The 26844-nt window shown below is 61.8% G+C and carries 26 protein-coding genes; 14 read left to right on the top strand and 12 right to left on the bottom strand.

The genetic code is table 11. The features are described from left to right. Positions 1-93: 93 nt before the first annotated feature. The 4 genes from AB4Y36_RS24770 to AB4Y36_RS24755 all read right to left on the bottom strand — a co-directional run bounded on the left by AB4Y36_RS24770 (position 94) and on the right by AB4Y36_RS24755 (position 2581). Positions 94-405, bottom strand: coding sequence for a hypothetical protein (locus AB4Y36_RS24770; protein WP_368610196.1), 312 nt, complete (start codon positions 403-405; stop codon positions 94-96). After that, positions 402-776: a hypothetical protein gene (locus AB4Y36_RS24765; RefSeq protein ID WP_069262066.1), complete on the bottom strand. Its 375-nt coding sequence runs from the start codon at positions 774-776 to the stop codon at positions 402-404. Before AB4Y36_RS24765 ends, AB4Y36_RS24770 begins: the two co-directional genes overlap by 4 nt. 53 nt (positions 777-829) lie before the next feature. Then, complete coding sequence (locus AB4Y36_RS24760; protein ID WP_368684375.1) at positions 830-1093, bottom strand: CsbD family protein; 264 nt, start codon at positions 1091-1093, stop codon at positions 830-832. Positions 1094-1252: 159 nt separating this feature from the next. After that, a complete protein-coding gene (locus AB4Y36_RS24755) occupies positions 1253-2581 on the bottom strand; it encodes an NRAMP family divalent metal transporter (RefSeq protein WP_368603115.1) in 1329 nt (442 codons plus the stop codon). A 73-nt stretch (positions 2582-2654) separates the two neighbouring features. Here AB4Y36_RS24755 and AB4Y36_RS24750 point away from each other — a divergent pair, with 73 nt between their 5' ends. The 4 genes from AB4Y36_RS24750 (at position 2655) to AB4Y36_RS24735 (ending at position 7017) form a co-directional block, all read left to right on the top strand. Then, entirely contained in the window at positions 2655-2861 is a 207-nt protein-coding gene (locus AB4Y36_RS24750; RefSeq protein ID WP_368684374.1) for a hypothetical protein, read from the top strand. Next, positions 2861-3937, top strand: a complete 1077-nt coding sequence (locus tag AB4Y36_RS24745) for an acyl-CoA dehydrogenase (RefSeq protein ID WP_368684373.1) — start codon at positions 2861-2863, stop codon at positions 3935-3937. Before AB4Y36_RS24750 ends, AB4Y36_RS24745 begins: the two co-directional genes overlap by 1 nt. 133 nt (positions 3938-4070) lie before the next feature. After that, the gene (locus AB4Y36_RS24740; protein ID WP_368684372.1) at positions 4071-4646 is read left to right on the top strand and encodes a pyridoxamine 5'-phosphate oxidase family protein; all 576 of its coding nucleotides are present in this window, start codon (positions 4071-4073) and stop codon (positions 4644-4646) included. A gap of 244 nt (positions 4647-4890) precedes the next feature. Further along, complete coding sequence (locus AB4Y36_RS24735) at positions 4891-7017, top strand: penicillin-binding protein 1A (RefSeq protein ID WP_368684371.1); 2127 nt, start codon at positions 4891-4893, stop codon at positions 7015-7017. A gap of 161 nt (positions 7018-7178) precedes the next feature. On the opposite strand, the gene phaP is transcribed toward AB4Y36_RS24735, so the two are convergent. Both phaP and AB4Y36_RS24725 read right to left on the bottom strand, forming a co-directional pair. Continuing rightward, positions 7179-7712, bottom strand: a complete 534-nt coding sequence (gene phaP, locus AB4Y36_RS24730) for a TIGR01841 family phasin (RefSeq protein WP_368603119.1) — start codon at positions 7710-7712, stop codon at positions 7179-7181. Positions 7713-7840: 128 nt separating this feature from the next. Then, complete coding sequence (locus tag AB4Y36_RS24725) at positions 7841-8038, bottom strand: hypothetical protein (protein WP_069262071.1); 198 nt, start codon at positions 8036-8038, stop codon at positions 7841-7843. 370 nt (positions 8039-8408) lie between these two features. On the opposite strand from AB4Y36_RS24725, the gene AB4Y36_RS24720 reads away from it, so the two are divergent. From AB4Y36_RS24720 to AB4Y36_RS24700, 5 genes are all read left to right on the top strand, one after another. After that, positions 8409-8636 carry a hypothetical protein gene (locus tag AB4Y36_RS24720; RefSeq protein WP_069262072.1) on the top strand — a complete coding sequence of 76 codons (228 nt, stop codon included), beginning with the start codon at positions 8409-8411 and terminating at the stop codon, positions 8634-8636. Between the two features lie 425 nt (positions 8637-9061). Then, complete coding sequence (gene phoU / locus AB4Y36_RS24715) at positions 9062-9766, top strand: phosphate signaling complex protein PhoU (RefSeq protein ID WP_069262412.1); 705 nt, start codon at positions 9062-9064, stop codon at positions 9764-9766. 94 nt (positions 9767-9860) lie between these two features. Beyond that, the gene (locus AB4Y36_RS24710; protein WP_368684370.1) at positions 9861-10517 is read left to right on the top strand and encodes a hypothetical protein; all 657 of its coding nucleotides are present in this window, start codon (positions 9861-9863) and stop codon (positions 10515-10517) included. Between the two features lie 100 nt (positions 10518-10617). After that, entirely contained in the window at positions 10618-11307 is a 690-nt protein-coding gene (locus tag AB4Y36_RS24705) for a hypothetical protein (protein WP_368603122.1), read from the top strand. Between the two features lie 537 nt (positions 11308-11844). Continuing rightward, the gene (locus tag AB4Y36_RS24700) at positions 11845-12009 is read left to right on the top strand and encodes a zinc ribbon domain-containing protein (RefSeq protein ID WP_083245053.1); all 165 of its coding nucleotides are present in this window, start codon (positions 11845-11847) and stop codon (positions 12007-12009) included. A gap of 15 nt (positions 12010-12024) precedes the next feature. Here the strand turns inward: AB4Y36_RS24700 and AB4Y36_RS24695 are convergent, their stop codons facing one another. Genes AB4Y36_RS24695 through AB4Y36_RS24685 form a run of 3 tightly spaced genes read right to left on the bottom strand, consistent with a single transcriptional unit; the run spans position 12025 to position 17856 of the window. Then, positions 12025-15078, bottom strand: a complete 3054-nt coding sequence (locus tag AB4Y36_RS24695; RefSeq protein ID WP_069262075.1) for an efflux RND transporter permease subunit — start codon at positions 15076-15078, stop codon at positions 12025-12027. 11 nt (positions 15079-15089) lie between these two features. Then, on the bottom strand, positions 15090-16241 hold the full coding sequence (locus AB4Y36_RS24690; protein ID WP_368684369.1) for an efflux RND transporter periplasmic adaptor subunit: 1152 nt from the start codon (positions 16239-16241) through the stop codon (positions 15090-15092). A gap of 37 nt (positions 16242-16278) precedes the next feature. Then, positions 16279-17856: an efflux transporter outer membrane subunit gene (locus tag AB4Y36_RS24685; protein WP_069262076.1), complete on the bottom strand. Its 1578-nt coding sequence runs from the start codon at positions 17854-17856 to the stop codon at positions 16279-16281. A gap of 318 nt (positions 17857-18174) precedes the next feature. Between AB4Y36_RS24685 and AB4Y36_RS24680 the strand changes: the two genes are divergently transcribed. Next, positions 18175-19701 carry an FAD-dependent oxidoreductase gene (locus tag AB4Y36_RS24680; RefSeq protein WP_368684368.1) on the top strand — a complete coding sequence of 509 codons (1527 nt, stop codon included), beginning with the start codon at positions 18175-18177 and terminating at the stop codon, positions 19699-19701. A gap of 143 nt (positions 19702-19844) precedes the next feature. Then, positions 19845-20228, top strand: coding sequence for an ATP-dependent protease (locus AB4Y36_RS24675; protein ID WP_069262078.1), 384 nt, complete (start codon positions 19845-19847; stop codon positions 20226-20228). Positions 20229-20326: 98 nt separating this feature from the next. Here the strand turns inward: AB4Y36_RS24675 and AB4Y36_RS24670 are convergent, their stop codons facing one another. Further along, on the bottom strand, positions 20327-20533 hold the full coding sequence (locus AB4Y36_RS24670) for a hypothetical protein (protein WP_028204535.1): 207 nt from the start codon (positions 20531-20533) through the stop codon (positions 20327-20329). A gap of 441 nt (positions 20534-20974) precedes the next feature. Here AB4Y36_RS24670 and AB4Y36_RS24665 point away from each other — a divergent pair, with 441 nt between their 5' ends. From AB4Y36_RS24665 to AB4Y36_RS24655, 3 genes are all read left to right on the top strand, one after another. Next, on the top strand, positions 20975-21739 hold the full coding sequence (locus tag AB4Y36_RS24665) for a class I SAM-dependent methyltransferase (RefSeq protein WP_342948120.1): 765 nt from the start codon (positions 20975-20977) through the stop codon (positions 21737-21739). Positions 21740-21990: 251 nt separating this feature from the next. After that, on the top strand, positions 21991-22650 hold the full coding sequence (locus AB4Y36_RS24660; RefSeq protein WP_368684367.1) for a carbonic anhydrase: 660 nt from the start codon (positions 21991-21993) through the stop codon (positions 22648-22650). A gap of 72 nt (positions 22651-22722) precedes the next feature. Then, positions 22723-24252, top strand: a complete 1530-nt coding sequence (locus AB4Y36_RS24655) for a SulP family inorganic anion transporter (protein WP_368684366.1) — start codon at positions 22723-22725, stop codon at positions 24250-24252. A gap of 220 nt (positions 24253-24472) precedes the next feature. Here AB4Y36_RS24655 and AB4Y36_RS24650 read toward each other — a convergent pair whose 3' ends face one another. Beyond that, on the bottom strand, positions 24473-25210 hold the full coding sequence (locus AB4Y36_RS24650) for a BON domain-containing protein (RefSeq protein WP_368684365.1): 738 nt from the start codon (positions 25208-25210) through the stop codon (positions 24473-24475). A 134-nt stretch (positions 25211-25344) separates the two neighbouring features. Then, positions 25345-26844 (bottom strand): type I glutamate--ammonia ligase, encoded by a 1500-nt coding sequence (gene glnA / locus AB4Y36_RS24645; RefSeq protein ID WP_368617540.1) that lies wholly within the window; start codon positions 26842-26844, stop codon positions 25345-25347.

Here is a 26844-nt window from a genome sequence, read left to right as displayed (position 1 = left end):
CGCACATGAATTTAACCCGCGTCTCATTGTCGTGGCGCAATGGGTCGAGCTTCGCGTCGAGCAACACATGATCGTTGCCGAAGTGCGCTCCGCTCAGCGTGCAAGACGCAACCGGACATTGCGCACGATCCAGCCAGCCAGACCGGTGCGCATCACGACGGGCAAGACGCGTCTCGGGCCGATAAGCAGGGCGCCCAGCGTGAAGCATCCGAGCATGGCGAGGAGCGGCGCGGCGGACACCGGGCGGCCGACGCTCGCCAGGCTACGCGAATGTGCACGGGCGGCAGCGTGCCCGGCTGCCCGCGAGCGAACGTTGGCCGCAAGCAATCGCACGCGCGTCAATTCCATATGAGTAAGCAGGACGGCTTCAGATGCCTGACGATTCAATCGGGAGCGACGACTCATTTAAGCGCCTCGTTGAGCGTTTCAAGGTCCGCTTGCAATTCGCTCTTGAGTACCGCGAACGAACGCGCCGGCTTTTGTGCGCGCAATACCAGCAATGCGGTGATCGAGGCGAATAGCCAGAGCACCGCTATGCTCCACACGACAGTGAGGAAATAGCGTGTATTCCACGCGGATGCGATCAGCGCGACGCAAAAGAATGAGAGCGTGAATAACCCACTTACGGCGAGAGCCACGAGCGCGAGAATTTCGCGCGTCATGGATGTGCGTGCCTCGGACAGTTCGAGTGACAGCAGTTGCCCATAGTCCGTTGTGCGGACCGCGAGAAATCGCAACACGTTGTGCCAGCGGTCGAGCTTCGCGTGAATTGTCATGGTCCACCTCGCACATGCGGCGTGCCGGCAACATCCGTCTGGTTCAGGTCCGCTTATTCGCGGCTCGCTCCCCATAACGCTCCGAGCGCGAAGCCGATGCCCACGGCGATACCCACGGTCGCCAGGGGATTGTCCGCAATCGTCTCGCGCGTCACGACCGCCGCGTCGGTCGCCAGTTGTTGTGACTTGCCGCATAGCGCCTTTGCCTTGCCCGACAATCTGGTACTCGCGTCGCCCAGCATTTCGCCGACCGCCTCTTGCGCGTCGCCCGCAAGTTCACGGACCCTGCCTTCGGTTTTCGTGGTTCCCATTTTCATGTCTCTCTCCCAGTCAGCCTGCCTGCACAATGCGCGAAACCGCGCAAATCGCTATCGACAAGAGCCCATGCGCAACGGGCGTGCCAACCACGCGAGCGCCGCTGCCGGGCTTCGCAGCCCTCCTGCCGACGCAGACGAGCACCTCTGCGCCATGCACAGCTAGGGAAGCTGAAGGACGACATGAGCGGCCAGGGCCGCGCAGGTAGTGATGGTTGCAAGCCAGCACAAGGTGCGCGTGAACCAGTGCGCTTTCATCTCGCCCACCGCTTCACGCCGGGCACTCAGGAGCACGAGCAGGATCAACACCGGCGACACTGTCATCCCGTTGGTCAGCGCACTCCAGTAGCAGGCCCGGAGCGGATCGACGCCGAATGCGCCAAACAGCAGTGCGACGATAGTGCTCACCGCCATAAGCAACACCAGGATTGCAGCTATCCGGCGATCCCGCTGCGTGCCCCGCTGCCACCCGAACGAACTGGCGGCGGCGTGCGCGGCCGAGCCGGCCAGCGGCGGGAGTGCGAGCAGCGCTGTGCCAAGCAGCGCGAGGCCGAGCAGCGGCTGCGCGTAGGCACCCGCGACCGGCGCGATCGCTTGCGCGGCCTCGCGAGTCGAGCCAGAGGGAGTGAGCGATGCATGGGTCGCGTGTAATGTCGCGGCCGCGGCGCAAAGGATGAGTGCTCCGCATACGTTGGACATCGAGGTACGCACCAGTATGTCGCTTCGTATTTTCTTTAGCTGCTGCCGGACGTCTTTCTGCTGTACGCGGCTGCTGTCCTGAGTGCCGTCGTGCGAGCCCTCTTCGACTTCCTGCTCGGCTTGCGAGAACAGCAGATACGGGCTGACCGTGGTACCGAGCACCGCGAGCAGCATCCCCAGATAGTCTTCCGACCAGCTGATGTGCGGCACGAAAGCGCGCCAGGCCAAAGTGCGCCACGGCACGTCCGCCACCAGCATGACGCCTGCATAACAGAACAGCGACAGAGCTAGCCACTTGAGGTAGTTTGCATAGCGCGCATAAGGCACCCACCACTGCAGCGCGAGCGACATGCCGGCAAAGAAAACCGTGAAGAGCGGGACCGATCCCCTGAATATCAACTGCGCGGCTTCGCCCATCGCCAGCATGTCGGCGGCCATGTTCACGGTATTGGCTCCGAGAAAACGGGCGACCGCCAGCAGAAACAACCAGCGGGAATAGTGTTCCCGCATGTTCTCGGTCAGGCCCTTGCCCGTGACGGCCGCGACGCGCGCAGACACCATCTGCAGTGCCACCATCGACGGCCAGGAAAGCACGCAGACCCACAGGAGATCGAAGCCATACTGCGCGCCTGCCAGCGAATACGTCAGGATGCCGCCGGGATCGTTGTCGGTTGCGATCGTACCCAGGCCCGGTCCGATGTCCGCCGCCCAGCCGTGCGCCGGATTTTCCCTGCTTCGATTGTTTCGGTTCACGAGAAAGCGTCGCGACCGGTCGCGCTCGCCGGCTTTCATACCTTCCTGACTAGAGTGAAGTGACTCGTGCGGGACGCACGCGCCTGCTCGCGCAGGCGGCATTCCCGCGTTCGTGGCGGACCTGCATGACGCGGCACCGCTTTTGCTGTATCGCCATGGCACCAAGCAATTTTTCCGTCGGTGGTATATCGAGGCCTTCAGAACCGAGGAGTCAATCGCAATGGCAAGAGCGCCGAAGACACCAGGCAGCCGCGTCGCCGCCAGCAATGCCAGCATCGCGGTTAGCGCCCGCACCGCGCGCACGATTCCGGGGCTGTGATGGAGAGCGCGACTCCACGGCAGGTCCGTACGTTGTCTGGCGACGGCGTGTGCGGCCCGTTCGACTTTGCGGCACTGCTCGAAGGCTGCACGCTGCCACTCGACGCGCAGTCGCTCGCAGGCGCCGCACGCCAGCTCGTCGCCGTGGGCCCCGCGCTGCCGCTGCCGGGAGGCGGGCGCACGCTTGCGCGCTGGCAATTTCTCGCCGGGCTCGCCGGCCAGGATCTCTCGCTCCTCAAGATCTACGAGGCGCATGCCGACGCACTCGCCATTCAGTCAGAACTTGAAATGCCGTGCCTGCCGCATGTAGCGGTGCCCCGCAGATTGGAACCAGAAATATGGGGTGTATGGGCAGCCCGTTCTCCGCGCAACGAGCTGCGTTACGCCTCAAGCCGCAGCGGGCAGATCCTGCTTTCAGGCGTCAAGCCATGGTGTTCAGGTGCGGCATTCGTCACGCACGCGCTCGTGACCTGCATCGACAGCGACGATCGCGATTGGCTCGCCGCACTGCCCATGGACCAACCAGGCGTGACGGTCACGGCACGTGGCTGGGAAGCCGTCGGCATGGCGGCGACGCAAAGCGTCGAAATCGATGTGCTCAACGCACACGCCACGCTCGTGGGTCCAGTGGACGGCTACTTGCGGCGTCCTGGCTTCTGGCACGGCGGCGCGGGCATCGCCGCGTGCTGGTACGGCGCGGCCGCGGCGCTGGCCGTCCGCCTGCGCGACGCGGCGAGACGCCGCGATGATCCGCACCTGAATGCGCATCTCGGAGCGGCCGACGCCGCGTTGAGCGCTGCGCGCGCCTTGCTGCGCGACGCCGCACATAAGATCGACTCCGCGCCACACGCCGACGCCATGGCGCTTGCGTTGCGTGCTCGCGCCGCTGCGGAAAGCGCCGTCGAGGCCACACTGCATGCCTGTGCGCGCGGCCTGGGCGCCGGCCCGCTGTGCCGCGACCCCTGGTTCGCTCGCATGGCAGCGGATCTGCCCGTGTTCGTCCGTCAGAGCCACGCGGAGCACGATCTCGCTGCGCTCGCGCAGCGAGCCGCGGCGGACGAAGACTGGACACTCTGAGCCTGCCTTGGCAACATGGAACGCCCTCTTTCGCACGCCGACTACTTCGATGCCCAGTTCGCCCATGATGCCGACCCGTGGCATCACCGCACGAGCCGGTACGAGGCGCGCAAACGCTGAAGGTGCCGCGCCGATGAACCTCGAACAAATCTACAACCGCATCTGGGATTGCCTCGCTGCCGCTGTCCGTGAAGATAAACATCCCTTCAAGGTCATGCAGGCCGCAACCGTTAGCCTCGATGGTGCACCGAACGTCCGCACCGTGCTGCTTCGGAGTGCCATTGAACCGCAGAACGTGCTTACTTTTCATACCGACCTGCGCTCGCCGAAGATTGCCGAACTCCGACGGGAGCCGCGAATCGCGCTCGTCGGCGTCGACCCTGTTCACAACCTGCAGGTCCGCGTGTCCGGCGAAACCCGAATACTTTGCGACGGACAGGCCCGGCTCGATGCGTGGAGGTCCAGTCCCGACCATGACCTGGTCGTCTACCGGACGCGCTTGCCGCCCGGGACTCCCATGATCCACGCCGATGATGCGCTCGATGAGACGCACGTTCCTGGACCGGGCGAAGGTCTGCGGCATTTCGGCGTCGTTGAGGTGCGCCCCACACGCCTGGACTGGCTGGACCTCTCGGCAGCGGACCTTCACCGACGCGCGCTGTATGTCCGTCGAGGCGATACCTGGGTCCATTGCTGGGTCGCCCCCTGAACGCGCCTCCCCTGAACGCGCGATACCGCCGTCCTCGTGCCGCAGAATCGAAACAAGTGTAATCGTCTGTTAGCAGTGCACCTGCAGAGCCATTTTTCTGCCGGAATACCGCCTGGGCTTTGGTACGATCCGGCGTTTCGTATATGGCTCAACCACCGTGACTCACCCCTATGTGTCGCTCTTTCGTGAACGCTGCGCACGCTGGGCGAAATCCGGTCGGGCCGCTGCTGCCAGCGCCGGTGCAATGACCGTGCGCCTTATCGCTGCGACGTGGCACAGCATGCGCCATCCGACACGTCGCGGCATTGCACTGACAATTGCCGCTGTGCCTGCGCTGTTGCTCGCGTATACGCTGGCCCTTATTCCATTCACACCCCGCCTAGGTGACATCCGCAAGGCACGCGTCGATCGTCCCGCGCTGATCCTCTCCGCCGACGGCACCGTGCTCGCGGAATTCAAGCCGGTCAATCGCGAGTGGGTCACGCTAAGCCAGATCTCACCGCATGTGGTGGACGCCCTGATCGCGACCGAGGACCGCCGCTTCTATCAGCATCACGGTATTGACCTGAGACGCATTCCGTCGGCGGCATTGCGCACGTTTGCCGGGGCCCGGCAGGGTGGCTCCACCATCACGCAGCAACTGGCACGCAACCTGTATCCCGACGAAATCGGCCGCGCACCGACGTTGACCCGCAAACTCAAGGAAGCGATCACGGCGCTCAAGATCGAATCTGTCTATAGCAAGGACCAGATCCTCGAGACGTACCTCAACACCGTGCCGTTCCTCTACAACGCCTACGGCGTCGAGATGGCTGCGCGCACCTACTTCGGAAAGCGCGCAGCAGACCTCGATGTCCTCGAGAGTGCAACGCTCGTTGGCATGCTGAAGGCGAATAGCACGTACAACCCCGTGCTCAATCCTGAGCGCGCACTGGAACGCCGCAATACGGTACTTGCGCAGATGTTGAAATGCGGCAAGCTCAGTCCTCCTGAGTATGCCCGGCTGAACCGGCAACCGCTCAATGTCGATTTCGAACCGCAGGCCGAGCCCATTGGCACTGCACCGCATTTCGCAGTACAGCTGCGCAGGTGGTTGACCGCGTGGGCTGATCGCAACGGCTATAACATCTATTCGGACGGGCTCGTGGTGCACACCACAATCGACTCCCGACTTCAGGCAATGGCGACACAGGCCGTTGCCTGGCAGGCCGGCCAGCTGCAGTGGATCGCGAGCGGCACATGGAACGAGCGCACAGGCTGCTGGCCGGGGAACGAACTGTTCCAGTCCTTCATCAGACAGACAGCGGAGTACCGGACCGCACGGGACACCGGCCTTTCCGACCAGGCCGCAATCAGGAAACTTGCGCAGGATGCGGCGTTTGTGGATGCGCTCTGCCACAGCAAAACCCAGATTCAGGCCGGATTCGTCGCCATCGATCCACGCAATGGAGACATCAAGGCATGGGTCGGCAGCCGGGACTATCGCGACGAGCCGTTCGATCACGTGCAGCAGGCGCGCCGGCAACCCGGCTCCACCTTCAAGGCTTTTGTGTACGGTGCGGCATTTGCCGATGGTGCACAACCGGGTGACACGATCGTCGACCGCAACGTTGCCATTGCATTGAAGGGCAATGCGGTATGGCGGCCGACTGACCCCGAGCCCCCTACCGGCCGCCCGATGACACTGCGCAATGCGCTTGCCTTCTCCCGCAATCGCGTGACTGCACAGCTCATGCAGCGGGAGGGACCGGCAAAGGTTGCGGCGCTCGCGCGTGAAATGGGCGTGCGCGAAAGTCCCCTTGATGCCGTGCCCTCGCTTGCCCTGGGCACGAGCCCGGTCACGCTCAAGGAGATGGTCTCGGCGTATTGCACGATCGCGAACCGGGGAGCCTATGTCGAACCGCGCATGGTGACACGTATCGAGGATCGCAACGGCAACATGCTCGCCGAATTCCCTGCTGCACGACCGGAGCAGGCGCTGCCGGCCGCTGCTGCGCTCAAGCTGGTCGATGCGATGCGTGACGTCGTCAACCGCGGCACTGGCTCCGACATCAGGACGCGTTTCGGCATTCACGCCGACGTGGCCGGCAAAACCGGAACGACGCAGGACAACACGGATAGCTGGTTCATCCTGATCCATCCGCAACTGGTCGCCGGCGCGTGGGTGGGCTTCGACGACGCACGCGTGACATTGCGCAACGACTACTGGGGCGAAGGTGCGCATGGCGCATTGCCGATGGTGGGGGCTTTCTATGACATGGCACTGCGCGCGCGTGTCGTTGATGCGCACGCACAGCTTGCGCCTGTGAGCAATCAGTCGCACGCAGGTCATGCGCGCCCGCGCCATCATTTCCTCTTCTGGCGATTCTGATGCTCGCGAGCTATTTGGTCGATTGCGGACTGGCCAAGGCGTCGCCGTTGCGCCAGAACGAATAGATTGGCACTCACGTCGCCACGATGATCAAAGGCCGACAGGCATGGATCGACACGCCCGTCGCCCCATGAGACCAACTCACGCCATGCCGGTCGCTGTTACTGCGCGCTCGCGCGCCTGGCACTCTTCGACGCGGCATTGGCGACCAGGTTAAAGTTGCTTCGCGCGACTTCGACCGCCTGCTGCCCCGTATTCCCGAGCGTCTGGTAGAGCGTATTGGCCGCGGTAATCGCGGAGTTGAACGCAGCCACAGCCGCCTCTGAGCCCGCAGGCGCGTTTCTGGTCGCTTCCTCGACGAATGTCTGCGCCCGGCGCATACGTGCTTCGCCTTCCGCCCGTGCGACGCTGAGAAGTTCAGCGTGCGTCGACGACACGATCCCCAAAAGCTCGCGAGTGTAGGACTGAACCTTCTCAGCCATTGGCGCTCCGAGCGTGCCATGGAGCGCGATCCAGTCCTGTGGCTTTTCCACCGTGGTCTGCGACAACTCCGACGCCTCCTTGAGTGTCGCTCGTATGTATTGTGCGTTGAGTTCAGTGAGTTTGCCGATCCCATCGACCATCGTGCTGATCAGACCATAAACGGCGTCGAGATTGCCACGTTGAGCGCTTGCGACCAGTTCCTGGGTGTGCATGATCAATAGTCTCCTTAATGGGCGGAAATGCTGCGACCCCGCGCGTCGCCAGCGCGGAATGAAAAAAATGGGGTGTTGATCGACCGGTCATCCCGCGCCCGGCTCGAAGCGGGGCGACCGGGTGCCTGTCAACGTTTTCGCGTCATGGCCTGAAGCAGGGATTCGCCTTCATCCGTCACATGCGCGAAGCGTGCACCGGTTGCGAGGCTCTCGAGTGCTACGAGTTGTTGCTCGAGCAGCGTATCGAGTTCCTCGCGGCCCATGTCGATCTGGTCGGGCGATGACTTGACCAGCATGAGCGTCGCAAATTCGTGAGGGCTCAGCACTTGTGTCTCCTGGAATCCCGGACCGGCGGGTCTTTACCGCCGCATGTGTTGCCAGCCTGACCGACTTCAGATCGCGACCGCCTCCTTCGAGTCGCGTCTACCTGGCGAAGAAAAGCTTAAAGATGGCTTGTACGAGCATATTCAGGGCCGACCCGAAAGTACACGATGTATGGGTGTTCGTATGTGCATCTTTATGGACAGGCTTCCGAGGCGGGAGCGAGAGCGCCCCTCCGCTGCGGTCGGCGCCCTTCTCTTCAAAAGGAACATGCGTCGCATGCAAGGCGAAGTCACCTCCAACTCGCTGGGACGACTCGCGGCATGACATTTGCGCAGGCGCTTTTCATCACGCGACAAGCTACCGGAGCGAGCCATGCAATTCATGTTTCAGTCTTGCCTGATCAGCACGAGCGCAAGCATCGATGACGGGAGAATTGTGGCGAACGCGAGAATCTTCGTCCCGGCGTCAGACGGCTCATTCGAAGATGACGTCCATGACATCTGTCTGGACGACAACTTCATCGACGAGAACGAAGCGCTGAGCTATGCGCGCGAACGCGCAATGGGCTGGGTCGAAGAGCATTGCGTCAGTGAGATCTAGCGCCGCGGCTCCATCTTGCTGCCCGATGGCGTGACCCCACAAAACGCAACCTTCGTATTCTTCTGCTGCATTGGCGGGTCACCCGTATGCCGCATTGCCAGGAAGTTCAGCCACTTATGGCCCAGCAAGTCTGGCAATCATATGCCTCGATGCGCATGTCATTCGTGCACAAGCTGCAGCTTTCCCGCCCAGCGCGGCGCGTCGCCTTACCGATCGCACGCGCAACAACCGTCAACCAGCTCTCGCTACGACCTGCATTTGCCAGTCACGCCGTCGCGCCTCAGCGGCTAAGGCGATCCATAAGTCGTGGATTCCGGACAGGCATGCATGCAAGGACCGGACCTATCATGTCTGTCTGCGCTGCGTCCACGGGATGGTCCATTTGATTGGCAGTTCCGCGCGCGTGGCTCATCAAGGGGACGATGATGCCGGAAAAACATCTATCCAGCGGTTTTGACGCTGACCTCACCCTCGCTTCGACGAGGCTCCTTGAGATGGGCGGCCTCGTAGAGTTGCAGATCGCTCGCGCCCTTTCGTTACTGCATGCGTTCGACCCCGACGTCGTCTACGCGGTGCTCGAAAGCGAGCAACGACTGAATCTGATGGAGCTGGAAATCGATGAAGAGGTGAGTAACGTCATCGCTCGCAGACAGCCTGCAGCCCGCGATCTTCGACTTCTGCTGGCCATCTCGAAGTGCACCACCAATCTCGAGCGCGCTGGCGATGAAGCACGGAAGGTGGCCAAGCGCATCCGTCGCATCCAGGCCAATAGTGAAGCTCCGGTCATCGGAATCGTCGAAATCAAAACCTCGGCAGAGATGGCCATGAGCCTCCTTCATGGAGCGCTGGATGCGTTCGCACGAATGGATAGTGCCGCAGCCGCGCATCTGGTGCGGGACGATGTGGCCATCGATAACGAGTTTCGGGCGTTTACGCGCGGACTGATTGCCGAAATGACGGCGGACCCGCGCGTCGTTTCGACTGGGCTCGATTACATGGTCATCGCCAAAGCCATAGAGCGCATTGGGGACCATGCTAAAAACATCGCCGAATTCGTCGTCTATGTCGTCAAAGGTACCGACGTGCGGCATGTACCTGCGGCTCAACTCGAGCATGAGGCCAGCAGCTGAGCGGCTGCCAGGCCTTCTTGAACCGTGGACGACTTCACCACGGCGCATTTTTTCGGACACAATGGACCCTCAACGTTGCGCAACGCGGGCAAACATGGTCACAGACACATTTCTGCCTGATTCGATGGAACCGCAGGTACTTCTGGACGGCGCACCAGCGCAGGCAGACTACTTTCTGCTCTCGACGCTATGGGGCCCCGAGGGAACTCTTATCCCCGTATTTCAGGTACTCGGCTGGATGGAAATCCTGCGCCATCGCGGTGCCGATTTTGCATCGCACGCCGCCGTGTGTCAGTACTGGCTCTACGAACACGTGCCAGACGTACCCGCATTGCTGCACGCGTGGAAATGGGAGCGGCTCGCCCGCAACACGGTCGCCCGAAGCGCCGTCGCCCTCGCCAGGCAACAGACGCTCGTCAGCCAGCTCCGGCGTCACCGCATTCAAGAGTCCACAGCTGTTGACACGCTCGATTCAATGCAGAAGGCTTTCGGGGTCTTCTGCGAAATCTGGGCGATGCACGCCAAAACCCTCGATGTTTTACTGGGGCGCCCTGACGAACGGGACCTGCCCTCGCAGCCCGGTGCCGTTCCTGTTCATGTGGCCGCTGGGTTCAACCCGGAATCGGCGCCCAGCGCCGGGCTGGAATATGGCGGTGGCCCGGAGACTAGCCCGGCGGGATGGATTTTCAATCCGTCATCGACTCCGAACCGTGACGATCGTTGCCCAGGGCATTGCGCGAGCGGCAGATAGCAACATTTCGTCTGCACAAATGCAACAAAGAACAATAATGAAAGGAATCTCCAACTCACGACGCCAGGTCTTCGTGTGTCATCGCGGTCGGGAGCCACTCGTGAAAGTCCGCAACGCGACGCCAACCCTCTCGTTGCTCACGAGGCACTCTTGCCATGCCGCACTGTTGCTCGGGTGTCTGACGAATCCGTGCACAGCGCAGCCGCCAGCAAGTCCACCCGGCACACCCACGGCTGACGCGCCGAGCTACAAGGTCGGTGATACGTGGACCTTTATATGGGGGCGAACCGACTCCACGCCCGGCGTTCCTCTTGTTGTGACGGTAGTCGCAGTAACAGAGACGCAGACGACGATGTCGTCCTCGTGGAACGGTGGGCGCCAAAAGGAAAACCACTACGACAGTCAGGGCAACCTGACGCGGGATGGCAACGGAACAACGTATGAGCCAAGCAATGGAACCCTGAGTTTCCCAATGACTGTGGGAAAGAACTGGGACTTTCATCATGTCCGGCGTTTCACGATCGGAACCATTGATGTCAGCGGCCACGACGAGATCGTTGCGTTCGAGAGGATACAGGTACCCGCTGGTTCATTTGACGCCTACAAAATAGTCAGCCATGGGGTGAACGCCAGGCAGCTTGATCGCTTGTACGATGCGCCGTTCACCGAAACCTACTGGTACGCGCCAAGCGTTAAAAAGGTCATCAAGTCGGATTACGTGTTGTATCTCGATCACCAGGCGCTGCTGTCCCGTACTTCCGAACTGAGTGCCTATTCACTTGCGCCGTGACAGCGCTTGACGCAAGCGTTGGCCGTTCCTTTGAATGGTGCAAGCACTACATAACTCACTAACACGGCTTCGCGTTACGAGACAATGTTTGGGAGAGCGGCTGGGGTACGGCCCTGCTGCCCTGCCCTCGCAAACGCTTCATTTAGGCAACAGGAATAGACATACCATTGGGTCCCGTGAACGTGATCCCTGCTTCGAGCTCTGGCCGGAAGTGATCGCCGCGGTAACTTTCAGGGCGAATTCCGCCGCCTCGGCACTAGAATTCAGTGCATGGTCGCATTCCCGAAGGAGGCTGCCATGACTCAGTCAATGATCAGTTTTTGGGTTGGCCTTGTGGTTCTCGTTGTCGTTGCCATGGCCCTGTCCCGTCGCTACAGGCGCGAACACCAGGGAGAGAGCCTGAGCCAGTGGCTCGACACGCACCATATGAGCTGGATGCATCGCAAGCACTAGCTTGCGACCGGACCGACACCGGAGAGCGCGCCCATTTCCTGCACTGGAATGGGTTGTCGCCCGGTTTCTCGTTAGAGGAATACCATGCCGACTTACCAGTACCGGTGCGAGAAATGTGGTGAGATGTTCGAGCATGCCGAGCATCTTGCTGAACATCAATCCGCTCATCCGCCTTGCCCGAAGTGTGGCAGCGAGAAAGTTCAGCACATCCCCACACCATTCGTGGCGAAAACATCCAGAAAATCGTGAAATCTCTTCGGTTGCTCAGGTCTGCTCCGGATGCTCGCTGTCTCGATGGTGGTCCGCGGCGAGGAACATATACATCGCGGGCACGACGAACAGCGTAAACAGCGTGCCGATCGACATCCCCGTGAAGATCACGAGTCCCATTGCGTTGCGGCCGGCCGCACCCGCACCCGACGCGATCACGAGCGGCACGACGCCCAGCACCATCGCGGCTGTCGTCATCAGGATCGGCCGCAAGCGCACGCCAGCCGCTTCTTCGAGTGCCTCGCGCTTGCCGCGCCCCGCGCGTTGCAGTTCATTCGCGAACTGCACGATCAGAATGCCGTGCTTGCTCACGAGGCCCATCAGCGTGACGAGGCCCACCTGCGTGTAAATGTTGAGCGTGGTGAGTCCCACGTTGATGAAGATCAGCGCGCCGAACAGCGCCATCGGGACCGATACGAGAATCACGACCGGATCGCGAAAGCTCTCGAATTGAGCGGCGAGCGCGAGAAACACGATGATCGTCGCCAATAGCAGCGTGGTCACGAAGCCGCCGGACTCCTGCACGAACTGTCGCGACAGACCCGAATAATCGGCCGTGTATCCCGCCGGCGCGACGTCGGTCGTGGCCTTGCGCAGGAAGTCGAGCACTTCGCCCTGCGAGATGCCCGGCGCGAGCACGCCGGAAATCGTGGCCGAATTGAGCTGCTGGAAGTGATTGATCGACTCGGGCACGACGTTGCGCTGCAGATGCGTGACCGTCGATGCGGGTATCACGCTGCCATTGGCTGTGCGCAAGTAATAGTCGAGCACTTGCGACGGGTTCAGCCGGTCCGTTTGCAGCACCTGCGGAATCACCTTGTACGAGCGGCCAGCGATCGAAAAGTAGTTGACGAAGTTCCCGCCGAGCGCCGCGCCCAGCGTCTGCCCGACATCGCTTTGCGTCAGCCCGAGCGAAGCGACTTTGTCGCGGTCCACGAGCAACACGCTTTCGGGCTTGTCGATCTTCAGATCGCTGTCGACGAAGAAGAACATGCCACTTGCGCGCGCCTTTTGCAGCACGGCTTGCGACACTTCGTTGAGGTTCTCGAACGGCTCCGTCGTGCTGATGACGAATTGCACGGGCAATCCTTGCGCGCCCGGCAGGGGCGGAAACTGAAATGCGGCGACACGCGCACCCGCGATGCCGTTCCACTTCTGCTGCAATTCCTGCTGTAATTGCGTCGCGCCCTTCTTGCGCTTGTCCCACGTCTTGAAGAGCACGCCGCCGATACCCTGGTTCAGCGTCGGTACGCCCGTGAGCTGGAACATCTGCGCGTATTCGGGCAACTGATTCGAGATGTCGAAGACCTGATCCGCGTAGGTCTGCATTTGCTGGATCGTCGCGTTCGGCGGACCCTGGACCTGCGACAGAACGATGCCCTGGTCCTCCTGAGGTGCGAGCTCCGTTTGCGACGTCATGAAGAGATAGACGGTGCCGCACAGGAGCAGCGCGCCCATCACGACGAATACGGGCCACGTGTCGAGCATCGCATGCAACAGACGCCGGTAGCCGTGATGCACACGTTCGAACTGCCGGTCGACGAAGCGCGGGAAGCGCCCCGACTGCTGGTCCATGCGGAAAAAACGCGAGCACATCATCGGCGAAAGCGTCAGCGCGATCACGCCCGACACCGTGACGGCGCCCGCGAGCGTGAACGCGAACTCGGTGAACAGCGCGCCAGTCAGTCCGCCCTGAAAGCCGATGGGCACGTACACGGCGATCAGCACGACCGTCATCGCGAGAATCGGGCCGCCGAGTTCGCGCGCCGCGATCAGTGCGGCTTCGAAAGGCCGCCTGCCCTCCTCCTTCATATGCCGGTCGACGTTCTCGACCACGATGATCGCATCGTCGACGACGAGGCCGATGGCGAGCACGAGCGCAAGCAGTGTCAGCAGATTGATCGAATAGCCGAGCACCTGCATCACGAAGAACGTGCCGATCAGCGAGAGCGGCATCGCAATCACCGGCACAATCACCGCGCGCAAGCTGCCGAGGAAAAGGAAGATCACGACGGTGACGATCAGCAGCGCCTCGACGAGCGTCTTCACTACTTCCGTGATCGCCGTGTTGATGAAGTCGGTCGCGTCGTAGACGATGTCGCCCGTCATGCCCGTCGGGAACTGCCTCTGCAGATCCGGAAAGATCGTTTTCACGCGCTTCGCGACGTCGAGCACATTCGCATCGGGCGCCACCTTGATGCCGATGAACACCGATCGCTTGCCGCTGAACGCGACGTTGAAGTCGTAATTGTCAGCACCGAGCACGACGTTCCCCACGTCTTCAAGCCGCACGATCGCGCCGTTCTTCTGCGTGACGACGAGTTTCTTGAAGTCCTCGACGGAATGCAGGTCGGTGCCCGCGTTGAGATCGACGCTTATCATCTGGCCTTTCGTTGTGCCAAGCGTCGCCAGATAGTTGTTGTTGCCGAGCGCCGTGAATACGTCAGCGGCCGTCACGTTGTGCGCGGCGAGCCTGCTCGAGTCGAGCCATGCGCGCAGCGCGAACTGACGGCCGCCGAGCACTTCCGCCGTCTGCACGCCCTGGACCGAATCGAGCTTCGGCTTCACGACGCGCAGCAGATAATCCGTAACGTTGTTGCTCGGCAGCACGTTGCTGTAAAAACCCATGTACATCGCGTCGGTGGTTTGACCCACTTGCACGGTCAGCACGGGCTGTTGCGCCTGCGGCGGCAACTGGTTGCGCACAGATGCGATCTGCGTGTTGATCTCCGTGAGCGCGCGGTTGGAGTCGTAGTTGAGGCGCAGCGTCGCGGTGATCGTCGAGACGCCCGTGGTGCTCGTCGACGACATGTAGTCGATACCCTGTGCCTGTGCGATCGCGGCTTCGAGCGGTTGCGTGATGAAGCCCGCCATCGTGTCGGCGCTCGCGCCATAGTATGCGGTCGTGATCGTCACCACGCCGTTTTCGGTTTGCGGATACTCGCTGACCTTCAGCGCGGCAAGCGAGCGCAAGCCGAGCACGAGTATCAGCAGGCTCACCACCGATGCGAGGACCGGCCGTTCAATGAAGATGTCGGTGAATTTCATCGCGCGCTCTTCTATTGTTCCTGGGGCGTCGGGTTCGGGCTGTTCGCAGGCAGCACGCGGTTGTCGATCACGAGGGGCGTGCCGTTTTTCAGTTTCAGCTGGCCGCTCGTCACGACCTGCGTGCCTTCGCCGATGCCCTTGAGAATCGCGACCTGGTCGCCGCGCGTCGGCCCCGGCGTGACAAACACCTGCTGCGCGACGGGCATGATCTTGCCTTGTGCGTTCTTACGTTCGCCGGGCTTCACGATGAACACGGTCGCACCATATGGGTTATAGGTAATCGCCGTTTGCGGCAAGGTCAGATAGCGCTGCGCGCCACCCGCATCGATCTTCACGTTCGCGTACATGCCGGGCAGCAGCTTGCGCTCGCGATTGTCGACGGTCGCCTCGATCTGGACGTTGCGCGTGGTGCTGTCCACACGCGGATTGATCGAGCGGATCTTGCCGTCGAACGTGCGCTTGCCGAACGCATCCGTATCGACGACGATGGTCTGGCCAACCTGCAATTGGCCGAGCTGCTGCTGCGGCAGAAAGAAGTCGGCGTAGATCGGGTCGATGGCTTGCAGCGTGACGATGGCGTCACCCGGATTGAGGTACTGGCCGGGGTTGACCGTCGTGATGCCGACGCGTCCCGCGAACGGCGCGCGTATCGTCTTCTTTACGACGAGGGCGGCCTGTTGCTCGACCTGGGCTCTCTTACTCTTGAGGTCGGCGGCGTCGGCGTCGAGCTGCGCCTTGGCAATCGCCTGGATGTCGAATTGCGCCTTGTCGCGCTTGTAGACCGTTTGCGCTAGGTCCGCCGCTGCCTGAAACGACGCGAGCTGTGCGCGGTCCGAATCGTCGTTCAGGCGCACGAGCACCTGGCCCGTCTTCACCTCCTGCCCCGAGTTGAACGCGATCTCGCGCACAAGCCCGGCCACTTCCGTCGTCACGTCGACGCCGCGCACCGCGCGCAGGCTGCCCACGGCGACAAGCTGCGGCTGCCATGTTTGATAGCCTGCAATAGCGGCCGTGACGGTGGCGGGCGGTGCGGCGTTGCTCGCCATGAACTTCTGGATCATGTGCGCCCTGAACAGATTGAAGCCGACCAGCGCGGCGAGCAGTATGCCCACGCAGATCAGCATGATGATCATCCGCTTTGCCATCGGCTTCTTCGTCGTCATCGTCATGTCCTGGCTTGGGTGGCCACTGCAAAAGGATTCATTTCGGCGCAGCCGGACTCGGCTGGGCTGCCTGGCTCGTCGCCGTGTCGTTCCACCAGCCGCCGCCGAGCGCCTGAAACAGCGCTGCCGTGTCTGCATAGCGCGCGGCCCGCGCCTGCGCGAGATTCACGACCGTCTGCTGGTATTGGCGCTGTGCATCGAGCAGCGCCAGATAGCTGACGCCGCCGATACGAAACTGACCGCGCGTCAGGTCGAGCGAATCGCTGGCAGCGCGCCATGCTTGCGTCTGCGCGCTCAGGCCGGTCGCATCGTGCTCCAGCGCGCGTAACGTATCGGCGACGTTCTGGAATGCGAGCAGCACCGTTTGGCGGTATTGCGCGTTGGCCTCGTCGAATGCCGCTTCTGCCGCGCGCTTTTGCGCACTCAACTGGCCGCCGTGAAAGATCGGCTGCGTGATGCCTGCGCCGATGCTCCAGATCATGTCGGCGTACTTAAGAAGGCCCGCGGGCGTCAGCGCCTCGGGGCCGTAACTCGCGGAGAGCGTGAGCTGCGGATACATGTTCGCCGTCGCCACGCCGACCTGGGCGCTCGCCTGATGCAGCGTGGCGTCGGCGGCGAGAATATCGGGGCGCTGCCGCACGAGCGAAGACGGCACGCTGACGGGCAACGTTTGCGGCAGCGTGAACATCGACATCCGGAACTCGGGCACGTCCGCATCGCTCGGCGGCTTGCCCGCCAGGACCGCGAGCTGGTGACGCGTCTGGTCGAGCGACTGATGCAACGGCGGCAATGTCGCGCGCGTCTGCGCCACCAGCGTTTCCTGCGCAAGCACCGTTGCGCGGCTCACGCCGCCCAGTTCGAGCTGCTTGCGCATGATGCCGAGCTGCGCGTCTTCGTCGTCGGCGATGCGCGCGGTCGCTTCGATCTGCTCCCGCAGCGACGCTTCCTTGATGGCCGCCGTCACGATGTTCGCGGACAACGCGAGATACGCCGCTTGCAACTGAAAGCCCTGGTAATCGACCTGCGAGCGCAACGACTCGAGCTCGCGCCTTCCGCCGCCGAACACATCGAGGTTGTACGACACGTTCACCGATGCGTTATAGAGGTTCAGCAGTTCCGTGAGCTGCGGCTCGCCGAACGTGACGCCGTTGAACTTCTCGCGCGTGGCATTGGCCTTTGCATCGACTGACGGATAGAGCGTGGTGCCCATTTGCGCGCGAAGATTTTCGCCGGCCTGCCTGAGCGCCGCTTGCGCCGCGGCAACGTTGGGGCTGTTGGCGAGCGCCTCGCGTATCAGCGCGTCGAGCGGCTCGCAATGATAGAGCGTCCACCACTGTGCGGGAATGTCGAGGCCGGCCACGAACTGTTGCGGGACACCCGAAGCGCCCGGCGCCGAGGCCGTTTGATCGGGTAGCGGCGTGGACGTGTAGGTGCCGGTAGCGGGCGGCGCGGGCGTATGGTAATTGGGGCCAACCGTGCAGCCGGACAACGCGATCAGGACGATGCCCCATGCAGCACGCGTGAGCGTGTCGCCGGCTGCATGGCGGTGAGACGCACTGCGAGAATGCCAGTGCGACCGGCTGCGACTGAAACCGTGGTTGACGTCATCGATCATCGATCCACCTTGTTTCACTGCGCGGAAAACGAACGAAACGGCAGATGCAGAGTTTGAAATCATGCCACAACAAGTTGACGCGACCCGCGAACGGTTTTCCCACGGGACCCACGCCTCACCGCAGATGCCAGCTGAAATCGGGAATCACGAAGCTTTCGGATGACTGAAAGAGTTCCGCAAGCGGATTGGTCTCTGGCAATGTCGGGCCCTGCCTGCGGCGGTGTTCTGATCAACGTGGACTAACATTGAAACTGGCGGCCTCTGCCGAGGACGCCGGTAGTGATGCATTAGCTGGGTCACGTGCCCGTGGAGGTCGCCATGAGTGGTGAGGCATCGAATGAAAGCGGTCCTGATCTGGCAAAAGGCGTGCCCATCGAATCCCTCGGTGAAGCTGGCCTGTTGTCAGGACACGTCGGTAATGATGCGGTGCTGATTGCGCGGCTCGGTGATGAATTCTTCGCTATCGACGCTGCCTGTACTCACTACCACGGCCCACTCGCCGAAGGCTTGACCGTCGGGGACACGGTACGGTGCCCGTGGCACCACGCGTGTTTCAGCCTGCGTACAGGGGAAGCGGTGCGAGCGCCTGCGCTCAGCCCTGTCGCGTGCTGGTCTACCGAGATCCGGGGCGACAAGGTTGTTGTACTGCACAAAAAAGCGCCGCCCGCAGGTTCCGGGCCCTCGCCGGCCGGAGCGCCACAGAAGATCGTGATCGTCGGTGCAGGGGCCGCAGGCTTTGCTGCGGCCGAGCGCCTGCGGGGCCTCGGCTACGCGGGCAGTCTCACGATGCTGAGCGACGACGCGGCGCCGCCGGTGGACCGGCCCAACCTCTCCAAAGACTATTTGGCCGGCAGCGCGCCTGAGGAGTGGGTGCCGCTTCGAGACGATGCTTTTTACACAGACCAACGCATCGATCTGCGGCTGAACACCGGTGTCTCGCGTCTTCACATCGCCGCGCAGGAAGTGGAGCTTGCGGATGGGAGCAAGGTCCCCTACGACCGTCTGCTTTTAGCCACCGGGGCCGAAGCGGTTCGCTTGCCTATTCCCGGCATGGATTTGCCGCATGTGCATACCCTTCGCACATTGGCCGATTCCCGCGCCATCATCGCTCGCGCGGAGAACTCGCGGCGCGCGGTTGTCATCGGAGCCAGCTTCATCGGACTGGAAGTGGCGGCGTCATTGCGCGCGCGTGGACTCGAAGTCCATGTCGTGGCGCCGGAGCAGCGTCCGCTGGAACGTGTGCTGGGGCCACAGATGGGTGAATTCGTGCAGCGGTTGCATGAAGAACACGGCGGCGTCTTCCACCTCGGGAACACCGCCAGCGCGATCGACGCGCGGCAGGTATCGCTCAAAGCGGGCGGCAGCCTGGAGGCCGATCTGGTGGTGGTCGGCGTCGGCGTGCGGCCGCGACTGGCATTGGCCGAGCAAGCCGGCCTCGCGATCGACCGCGGCGTGGTGGTCGATGCCTGCCTGCAGACCAGCGCGCCTGGCGTCTTCGCTGCCGGCGACATCGCACGCTGGCCCGACCCGCACAGTGGCACGGCAATTCGCGTGGAGCACTGGGTCGTCGCGGAGCGCCAGGGACAAACGGCGGCGATGAACTTGATTGGCGGACGTGAGACGTTCGACGCCGTGCCATTCTTCTGGAGCCAGCACTACGATGTCCCGATCAACTATCTCGGGCACGCGGACAGTTGGGACGAGATTTCAGTTGACGGCGATATTGCAGCGCGCGACTGCTTCCTGCGCTACAAGCGAGACGGGCGCGTCGTCGCCGTAGCCTCTATTTATCGCGATACAGAGAGTCTGCGGGCAGAGGTCGAGATGGAGCACGATTTCCGTTGACGCGGGAACGAAGCGCAAACGGATGCCCCCTCAAGTGACTTGCCCTCCCGTCGTCTTCCTGGGACGGCATGGTTGACGAGTTCGCGGCACACGCCCGGGTGCGGCCTGTGCGATGATGCGCCACGGCAACCATGAGATAGGCGATGACATCTACATTCGACGAGGCAACAACGGCGGCGATCGCCGCGTTTGCCCAACTGGACTTCTACACGGCGGTGCAGGCGATGCGTGCCGAAGCCGACTACGACCGCGAGCGGGACCAGTGGATCTCGCGCTACATCGACGAGCACGGCGGCGGCGCGGACGATGCGGCATACGATGCCTTGCACGCGCAGGCCCAGGCAACTCCGGAATACGCGCAGTTCGTCGATGCCGTTCGCCGGGAAATCCAGGAATACTTCGGCGTGGCCGAGGAACAACTGAACTGGGTAGTCCTGCTGCGCAATGACGACAGCGATGAGCTTTGGGCGGAGGTCAACCGGCAGCGGAGCGAGTTGGGAACCGGTGAGGTCCGCGGAGATCTCTGAGCATTGCTTGCCAACGGGCTTGCAAGTCGTGCTGGATGCGCCCATGAAAGCGTCATGAGCGACCGTTCGTTCCCAGGCCCACCGCAACGTGTCGTTTTCTAATATTCGTTAATTAATCGAGCCAACGACTCGGCTTCTCGCGCAACGGCTTCGTCTGCTGATACGCCGTCACCTATCCATAGCTGGACGGTGTCGGCGAACGCTGTTTTTGCCGCGCCGCACAACTGAGCGATGCGAATTCTATACACACCGTCGAAGCTAAACACTTCCAGCCGCCCTTCATACTCACGCGCATAGAATTTCATCGCCAGCTCCTTGTGTCGCTGCCGTGCGTTTTTTCACCGCTCCGGATATCGCCGCCGCGCCAGGCGTGCTACCTCCTGCGGTACGAGCACAGCCTCAAGCCGCGGTCACCCATCATGCGCTCAATCGGCCAGCGGTCGCAACCGTCGTCGCGACGAGCCACAACGGCCAATGATCTACACCGTTGCACGGACATTTGATCGTCGGTTTTCCAGCGATATATAGACCTTCGCAAACCAGCCAAATCAGCTTTCTATCCACGGTTTTCGAACTTTGTCTCCGCCATCATCTATATTTTCAACGCGCCCACAAAAATAATTAAATATCACCGCCGTTTTCGCATATGTGTCCTATTGTTGAGATCGTGATTTAAATCCCTTCCGCCCGGAAAGTTTGCCGACATCTTCGTCGCCAGCACGTCATTCCGCCATTCAGAGGTCGAAATGAGCCATATTACGATTTCATATCATTATGTTGATTGCAATCGTAAATTCGAACATTACGACGCTAATCGATCATTCTTTCAGGAGTACTACGCCACTCGTCTCGCAGCGGAGCCCGGAATATCCTGCCATGTACTCGACATCGGATGTGGTCACGGCACCAACCCAACCATCAGCAGGATCCAGCACGTCCTTGGGGAAGTTGATGGCGTCGATCCGTTCCCCGTTGTTCAACCCCATCCATTGATCAGGCAGCGGTGGACCTGTGCCATGGAGGAAATCCCTGTTCCGTCGAACACATACGACCTCGCCTATTCCTATAACGTTGTAGAGCATGTCGTCAACGAGACTTCGTTTCTCGCCAAAACGATCGAGGTGCTCAAACCCGGCGGCGTGTATTGGTCAATGTCGCCTAACGCGAGACACCCGTTCACTGTCATCGTGCGGATCATGCAGGCGCTCGGGATAAAGTATCTCTACCGCCGGTCAATCGCTCCACAGGCAAACGATTATCCCGCCTATTACCGGCTTTGCAACGCTACGAAAGTCCTAAAAGCAATCGAAAAGCTTGATCTTCCAGTATCGAAAATCGACTTCTTCCTGATCCCGAACGTCCAGTGGGATACGTTTTTTCCGCGCCGACTTCGCTTCATTGCCCACTTGATAGACCGCGTCGTTGTCCTTAACGCGCCTTCGATGTCAAACATTTTCATGTTCCGCATGGAGAAAATGGATACCGGGCCGCGCGACGGGGCGGCGACATGACCCATCCAGGCGATTCTTCATCGGCAAGCGTTGCCTGCGCGAGGCGTAGGGGTGACGTGAGTGGCTCCTCCGTCTCAGCAGGCTGCCGAACATTCCACTCGACGAGCGGGATCTCGAGCGTTGTGGGGCTGTTTTTTTATATTCGCCGCGCATTGTTCCGATTTATTTTTCGAAACCGACAGGCTGATTTCTGATAGAAAGGTATACGTAAGGATTGAGCGAAGCCGCCACCTTCAACGGAGCCTCGACCCATGAATCTGCCGAAACGTATGCTCGTTGCCAACGTCGCCTGGGCACAGGAAATCGCCCGGCGCGATCCACAATTCTTCAGCACGCTTGCCACAGGGCAAAAGCCCCAGGTGCTGTGGATCGGCTGCTCCGACAGCCGCGTGCCCGCCGAAAGCGTCACGCACTGCGCGCCCGGAGACTTGTTCGTTCACCGCAATATCGCGAACCTTTTCCATCCCGACGATGACAACAACATGAGCGTGCTCGAATACGCGCTGCGTGTGCTGCGAGTCGCGCACATCATCGTTTGCGGGCACTACGGCTGCGGCGGCGTACGCGCCTCGCTGCTACCGCCCGCCGACGCCCTGCCCCGTGTGAACCGTCGCATCGAGCCGCTTTGCGCGCTCGCGCAAACGCACCGCTCGACGCTGGCGCGCCTGCCATCGGAAGAGGCACGCATCAACCGCCTTGCCGAACTGAACGTGATCGAACAGGTGCGCCTGCTGCGCGAGCATCCGCTCGTACGTGAGGGCGAACCTGCGCCGCTCGTGCACGGCTGGATCTTTTCGCTGAACGACGGCCAGCTGCGTGAACTCGCGTCGGGCTACGACGTTGAATCAGCGAAAGCAACCGCCGCGGCCTGTGCTAATCCATTGCGCATTGCACAGCCCACGCACGCTTGAGGCGCACGCCTCAAGTCGCGTCAGGACCGCCGCCGTCGAGTCCTCCACCCTTCTTTTCTACCCGCTTCCATCATGACTTCGAAAGCTTCACTGTCCGCGCTTGCGCGTGACCTCGCCGCCGGCACCGTCGTCTTTCTCGTCGCCCTGCCGCTATGCCTCGGCATTGCAAGGGCTTCTGGGGCCGAGCCGTTGGCCGGCCTCGTTTCCGGTATTGTCGGCGGCATCGTCGTCGCCGCGCTCAGCGGCTCGCGCCTGAGCGTGAGCGGCCCCGCCGCTGGCCTCGTCGTGATCGTCGTGGATGGCATCGCGCGCCTCGGCAGTTTTTCTGCATTCCTGATTGCTGTGCTGCTCGCCGGTGTGCTGCAGTTCGGCTTTGGCATGCTCAAAGCCGGGCGGCTCGCCTCGTATGTGCCCACACCCGTCATCAAGGGCATGCTCGCCGCCATTGGCCTGATGCTGGTCATCAAGCAGATCCCGCTCGCGCTCGGACTGACGTCGGGCAACGAGACCGGGTCTCTCACTCACGCGCTCGAGTCGATCTCGCCCATCGTATGCACGGTCACTGTGATCTCGCTCGCCATTCTCGCGGGTTGGGAAACACGCGCCTTGCGACGCTTCGCATTGGTGCGGCTCGTGCCCGCACCGCTCGTCGTCGTGCTTGCGGGCGTGAGCGCGACGCTGGTTTGTGGCTCGCTCGGCTCGGCATTCGCGTTGCCGGTCGAACAACGCGTGGCACTGCCTGCCATCGAATCATTCGCGGCCCTCGGCGACGCTCTTCAGTTCGGTGAATTCGAGCTGAGCGTCGCGCGCTTTGCCGACCCGGAGATCTGGATCGTCGCCCTGACCCTCGCCGTCGTTGCAAGTCTCGAGACGCTGCTGAGCCTCGAAGCGGTCGAACAGATCGACCCGCAGCGGCGCGCCGCGCCGCCCAACCGTGAACTCAAGGCGCAAGGGGTCGGCAATATCGTCGCCGGCGCGATCGGCGGACTGCCCATTACTTCGGTCATCGTGCGCAGCTCGGCCAACGTGCATGCCGGCGCGCAAAGCCGGCTCTCTGCGATCGTGCACGGCGTGCTGCTACTCGTCAGCGTGTTTGCACTCACCGACGTGATCAACATGATTCCGCTCGCGAGTCTTGCGGCCATCCTCATTCACACCGGCCTCAAGCTCGCCAAACCTTCGTTGTTCGTCGCGCTCGCGAAACAAGGCGCGGCGCCGTTCGCGCCATTCATCGTTACGATCGCCAGCGTGCTCGCCACCGACCTCCTCACGGGGATCATGCTCGGCGTGCTGTGCAGCGCGGGCCTCGCGCTGTGGGCGAATCTGCATCGGCCGATCGCGCTCGCGCGGCACGACGATCATTTCCTGGTCTCCTTTCGCAAGGACGTATCTTTTTTAGGCAAGGTGCCGCTCAAGCAGATGCTCGCTCACATCCCGGATCGCGCGACAGTGATTGTCGACACCTCGCGCGCCGATTACATCGATTACGATGTGCGCGAACTGCTCGACCGTTTCATTGCCGAAGCTCCGTTGCGGTCGATCGCGGTGGAAGTCCGCCATGCTGCGGCCGTGCTACCGCCTGCGACTCGCTCGGGCATTTGAGCGCTCGCCCAGCGATGCCTGAGGGGTGCATGGCGGACAGCCCGGAACGCGCCATTGGGTTTTGGGTGCTTCCTCGGGAAGCCGACCGCTGCCGCCGAACTGCTTGCTGCCCAGCAGTGAGCAGCGCCATGACCCGCAGGTACGCGCACAGCCACCATGCGGCTATCAGATCCTGTGATCGCCCGATGCCGGGGAAATTCGCGATGGCGACGACTCACACTCAGGCGCGCACCTCGATCCGGTTGACCACACCTCCTACGGTGTCCAGACACCACGCATCCATCTCTGCCCGGCGCCTCTCAGCTTCGGTCGCTACACGCCCCGCAAGCGTAATCCGCTTGCTCTCCACGTTGATTGTGATTTGTTCTGCGTGAACGCGCGGATCGGATTCGAGCACGAGAGCGAGGGCCTCGTGAATCTCTTCGTCGCCATCCGCTTCGGCCGGCACCAACTCCAGCAGATTCGTCACGTCCCGGCAACCGCCGACCCACCACGCGATCACGCTTGCGAGCCGTCGATGCGACAGGCTCATCACCTGGCCCGTCAACGTCACGACGCCACCTTCCACGGTGACCTCCACAACGCCGCCGCCCTCCTCGCCGGCCTGGTCCATGGTGCCGCGCAGCATTTCGAGCTGGTCTTTCACGCGCGCACATATCACACAGTTGCGGAACTCCACCGTTCGCAAAATCCGTTCGCAGATCCGCGTGCGCAACTCGCCGTCGCCAATCGGCGGCTCAGCGCTGACGCGCAGTCGGTCAATGAGGGGTTCGCCGTCGCTGTAAGTCCGGGTCAACTGAATAAACCGCTTCTTGGACGCTATGTCCGGCACTTCGCCTGCAACCGTCAAGGCACCGCTATCGCGGCTGATGTGAATGGGGCAATTGTGGAGTTTCAGGTGCGATTCGCGTTCGAACGCCGCCATCACCTGCTTGAGGATCGCATCAGGGCGTTGCATGATTTGCCTCGCGCAAAGGGGAACGAAGCAGCCACCTCGATGCCCCGCAGTACAAAACGCGTCACGCGAGGCGGGCGCCGCCCAATTCATTATAGTTATTGCGCCCATCCTTCCCCTCAGCGTTGCACGTGTGATCAGACGTCGAAGTACAGATAAAACTCCCACGGATGCGGACGCAGCCTGATTGCGTCGATCTCATGCTTGCGCTTGTACTCAAGCCACGTATCGATGACATCTTCAGTGAAGACATCGCCTCTGCGCAGAAACTCGTTGTCGGCCTCGAGCGCATTCAGCGATTCGTCGAGCGAACCCGGCACCTGACGGACGTCCTTCGCTTTCTCGGGCGGCAGGTCGTAAATGTTGACGTCAAGCGGATCGCCTGGGTCTGTCCTGTTTTCGATGCCGTCGAGCCCGGCCATCAGCATGGCTGAGAAGGCGAGATACGCATTGGCCGACGGATCGGGACACCGGAACTCGACGCGCCGCGCGTTCGGCGAATCGGAGTACATCGGAATGCGCGCGGCCGCCGAGCGGTTGCGTTGTGACATCGCCAGATTCACCGGCGCTTCATATCCGGGCACGAGGCGCTTGTAGGAGTTCGTGGTCGGAGCGCAGAACGCCATCAGCGCTGGCGCATGCTTAAGCAGGCCGCCGATATACCATCGACACATGTCAGACGTAAGCGCCCAGCCATGCGCATCGTAGAACAGATTCTCGTCGTCCTTCCACAGGCTTTGATGGCAGTGCATGCCGCTCGCATTGTCGGCGAAGAGCGGCTTCGGCATAAACGTCGCCACCTTGCCGTGCTGGCGCGCGACGTTCTTGCAGATGTACTTGTAGATCATGACGTTGTCGGCCATCCGCGTAAGCGTGGAAAACCGCATGTCGATTTCGTTCTGCCCCGCTGTCGCCACCTCGTGGTGATGCACTTCCACCTGCACGCCGGCCTGTTGAAGCAACAACACGATCGTCGAGCGGATGTCCTGCAGTGTGTCGTGCGGCGGCGCCGGGAAATATCCTTCCTTGAAGCGAGGCTTGTAACCGAGGTTGCCGCCGCCATACGCGCCTTCGTCGCGGCCCGAATTCCAGTCCCCTTCGGCAGATTCGACAAAGAAGTAGCCGCTATGGGCATCCTGGCCAAAACGGATCGAATCGAATATGAAGAACTCGAGCTCGGGCCCGAAATAGCACGTCGTCGCCATGCCGGTCTGCTTCAGGTAGGCTTCGGCCTTCTTCGCGATGTAGCGCGGGTCGCGCGAGTACGGCTGATGCAACACCGGATCGATCACGTCGCAGATCATCGAGAGTGTGGGCGTTTCGCTCACGTGATCGATGAACGTGGTCGTGGGATCCGGCTTGAGAAGCATGTCGGATTCCTGAATTTCCTGAAATCCGCGGATCGACGAACCGTCGAAACCGATCCCGTTGGCAAAGAGGTCTTCGTGCACCTCGGGCAGCGTGATCGAAAAGTGCTGCCAGAGACCGGGTAGATCCGTGAATTTGAGGTCGACGATCTGAATCTTGTGTTCGCGCAGTAGTTCGATAACCTGTTGCGGGTTATCAGGACGCGCGACACGATAACTGCCGGCGTCGACGGTTACATCGAACGCCGGTGCACCTCGTGGACTGGCCAT

This window comes from Paraburkholderia sp. BR10936, from assembly GCF_040965735.1.
In the GTDB taxonomy this organism is placed as follows: Bacteria; Pseudomonadota; Gammaproteobacteria; order Burkholderiales; family Burkholderiaceae; genus Paraburkholderia; species Paraburkholderia nodosa_A.
The sequence above is the reverse complement of the archived record's forward strand: the minus strand, read 5'-3'. Positions and strand labels throughout refer to the sequence as shown.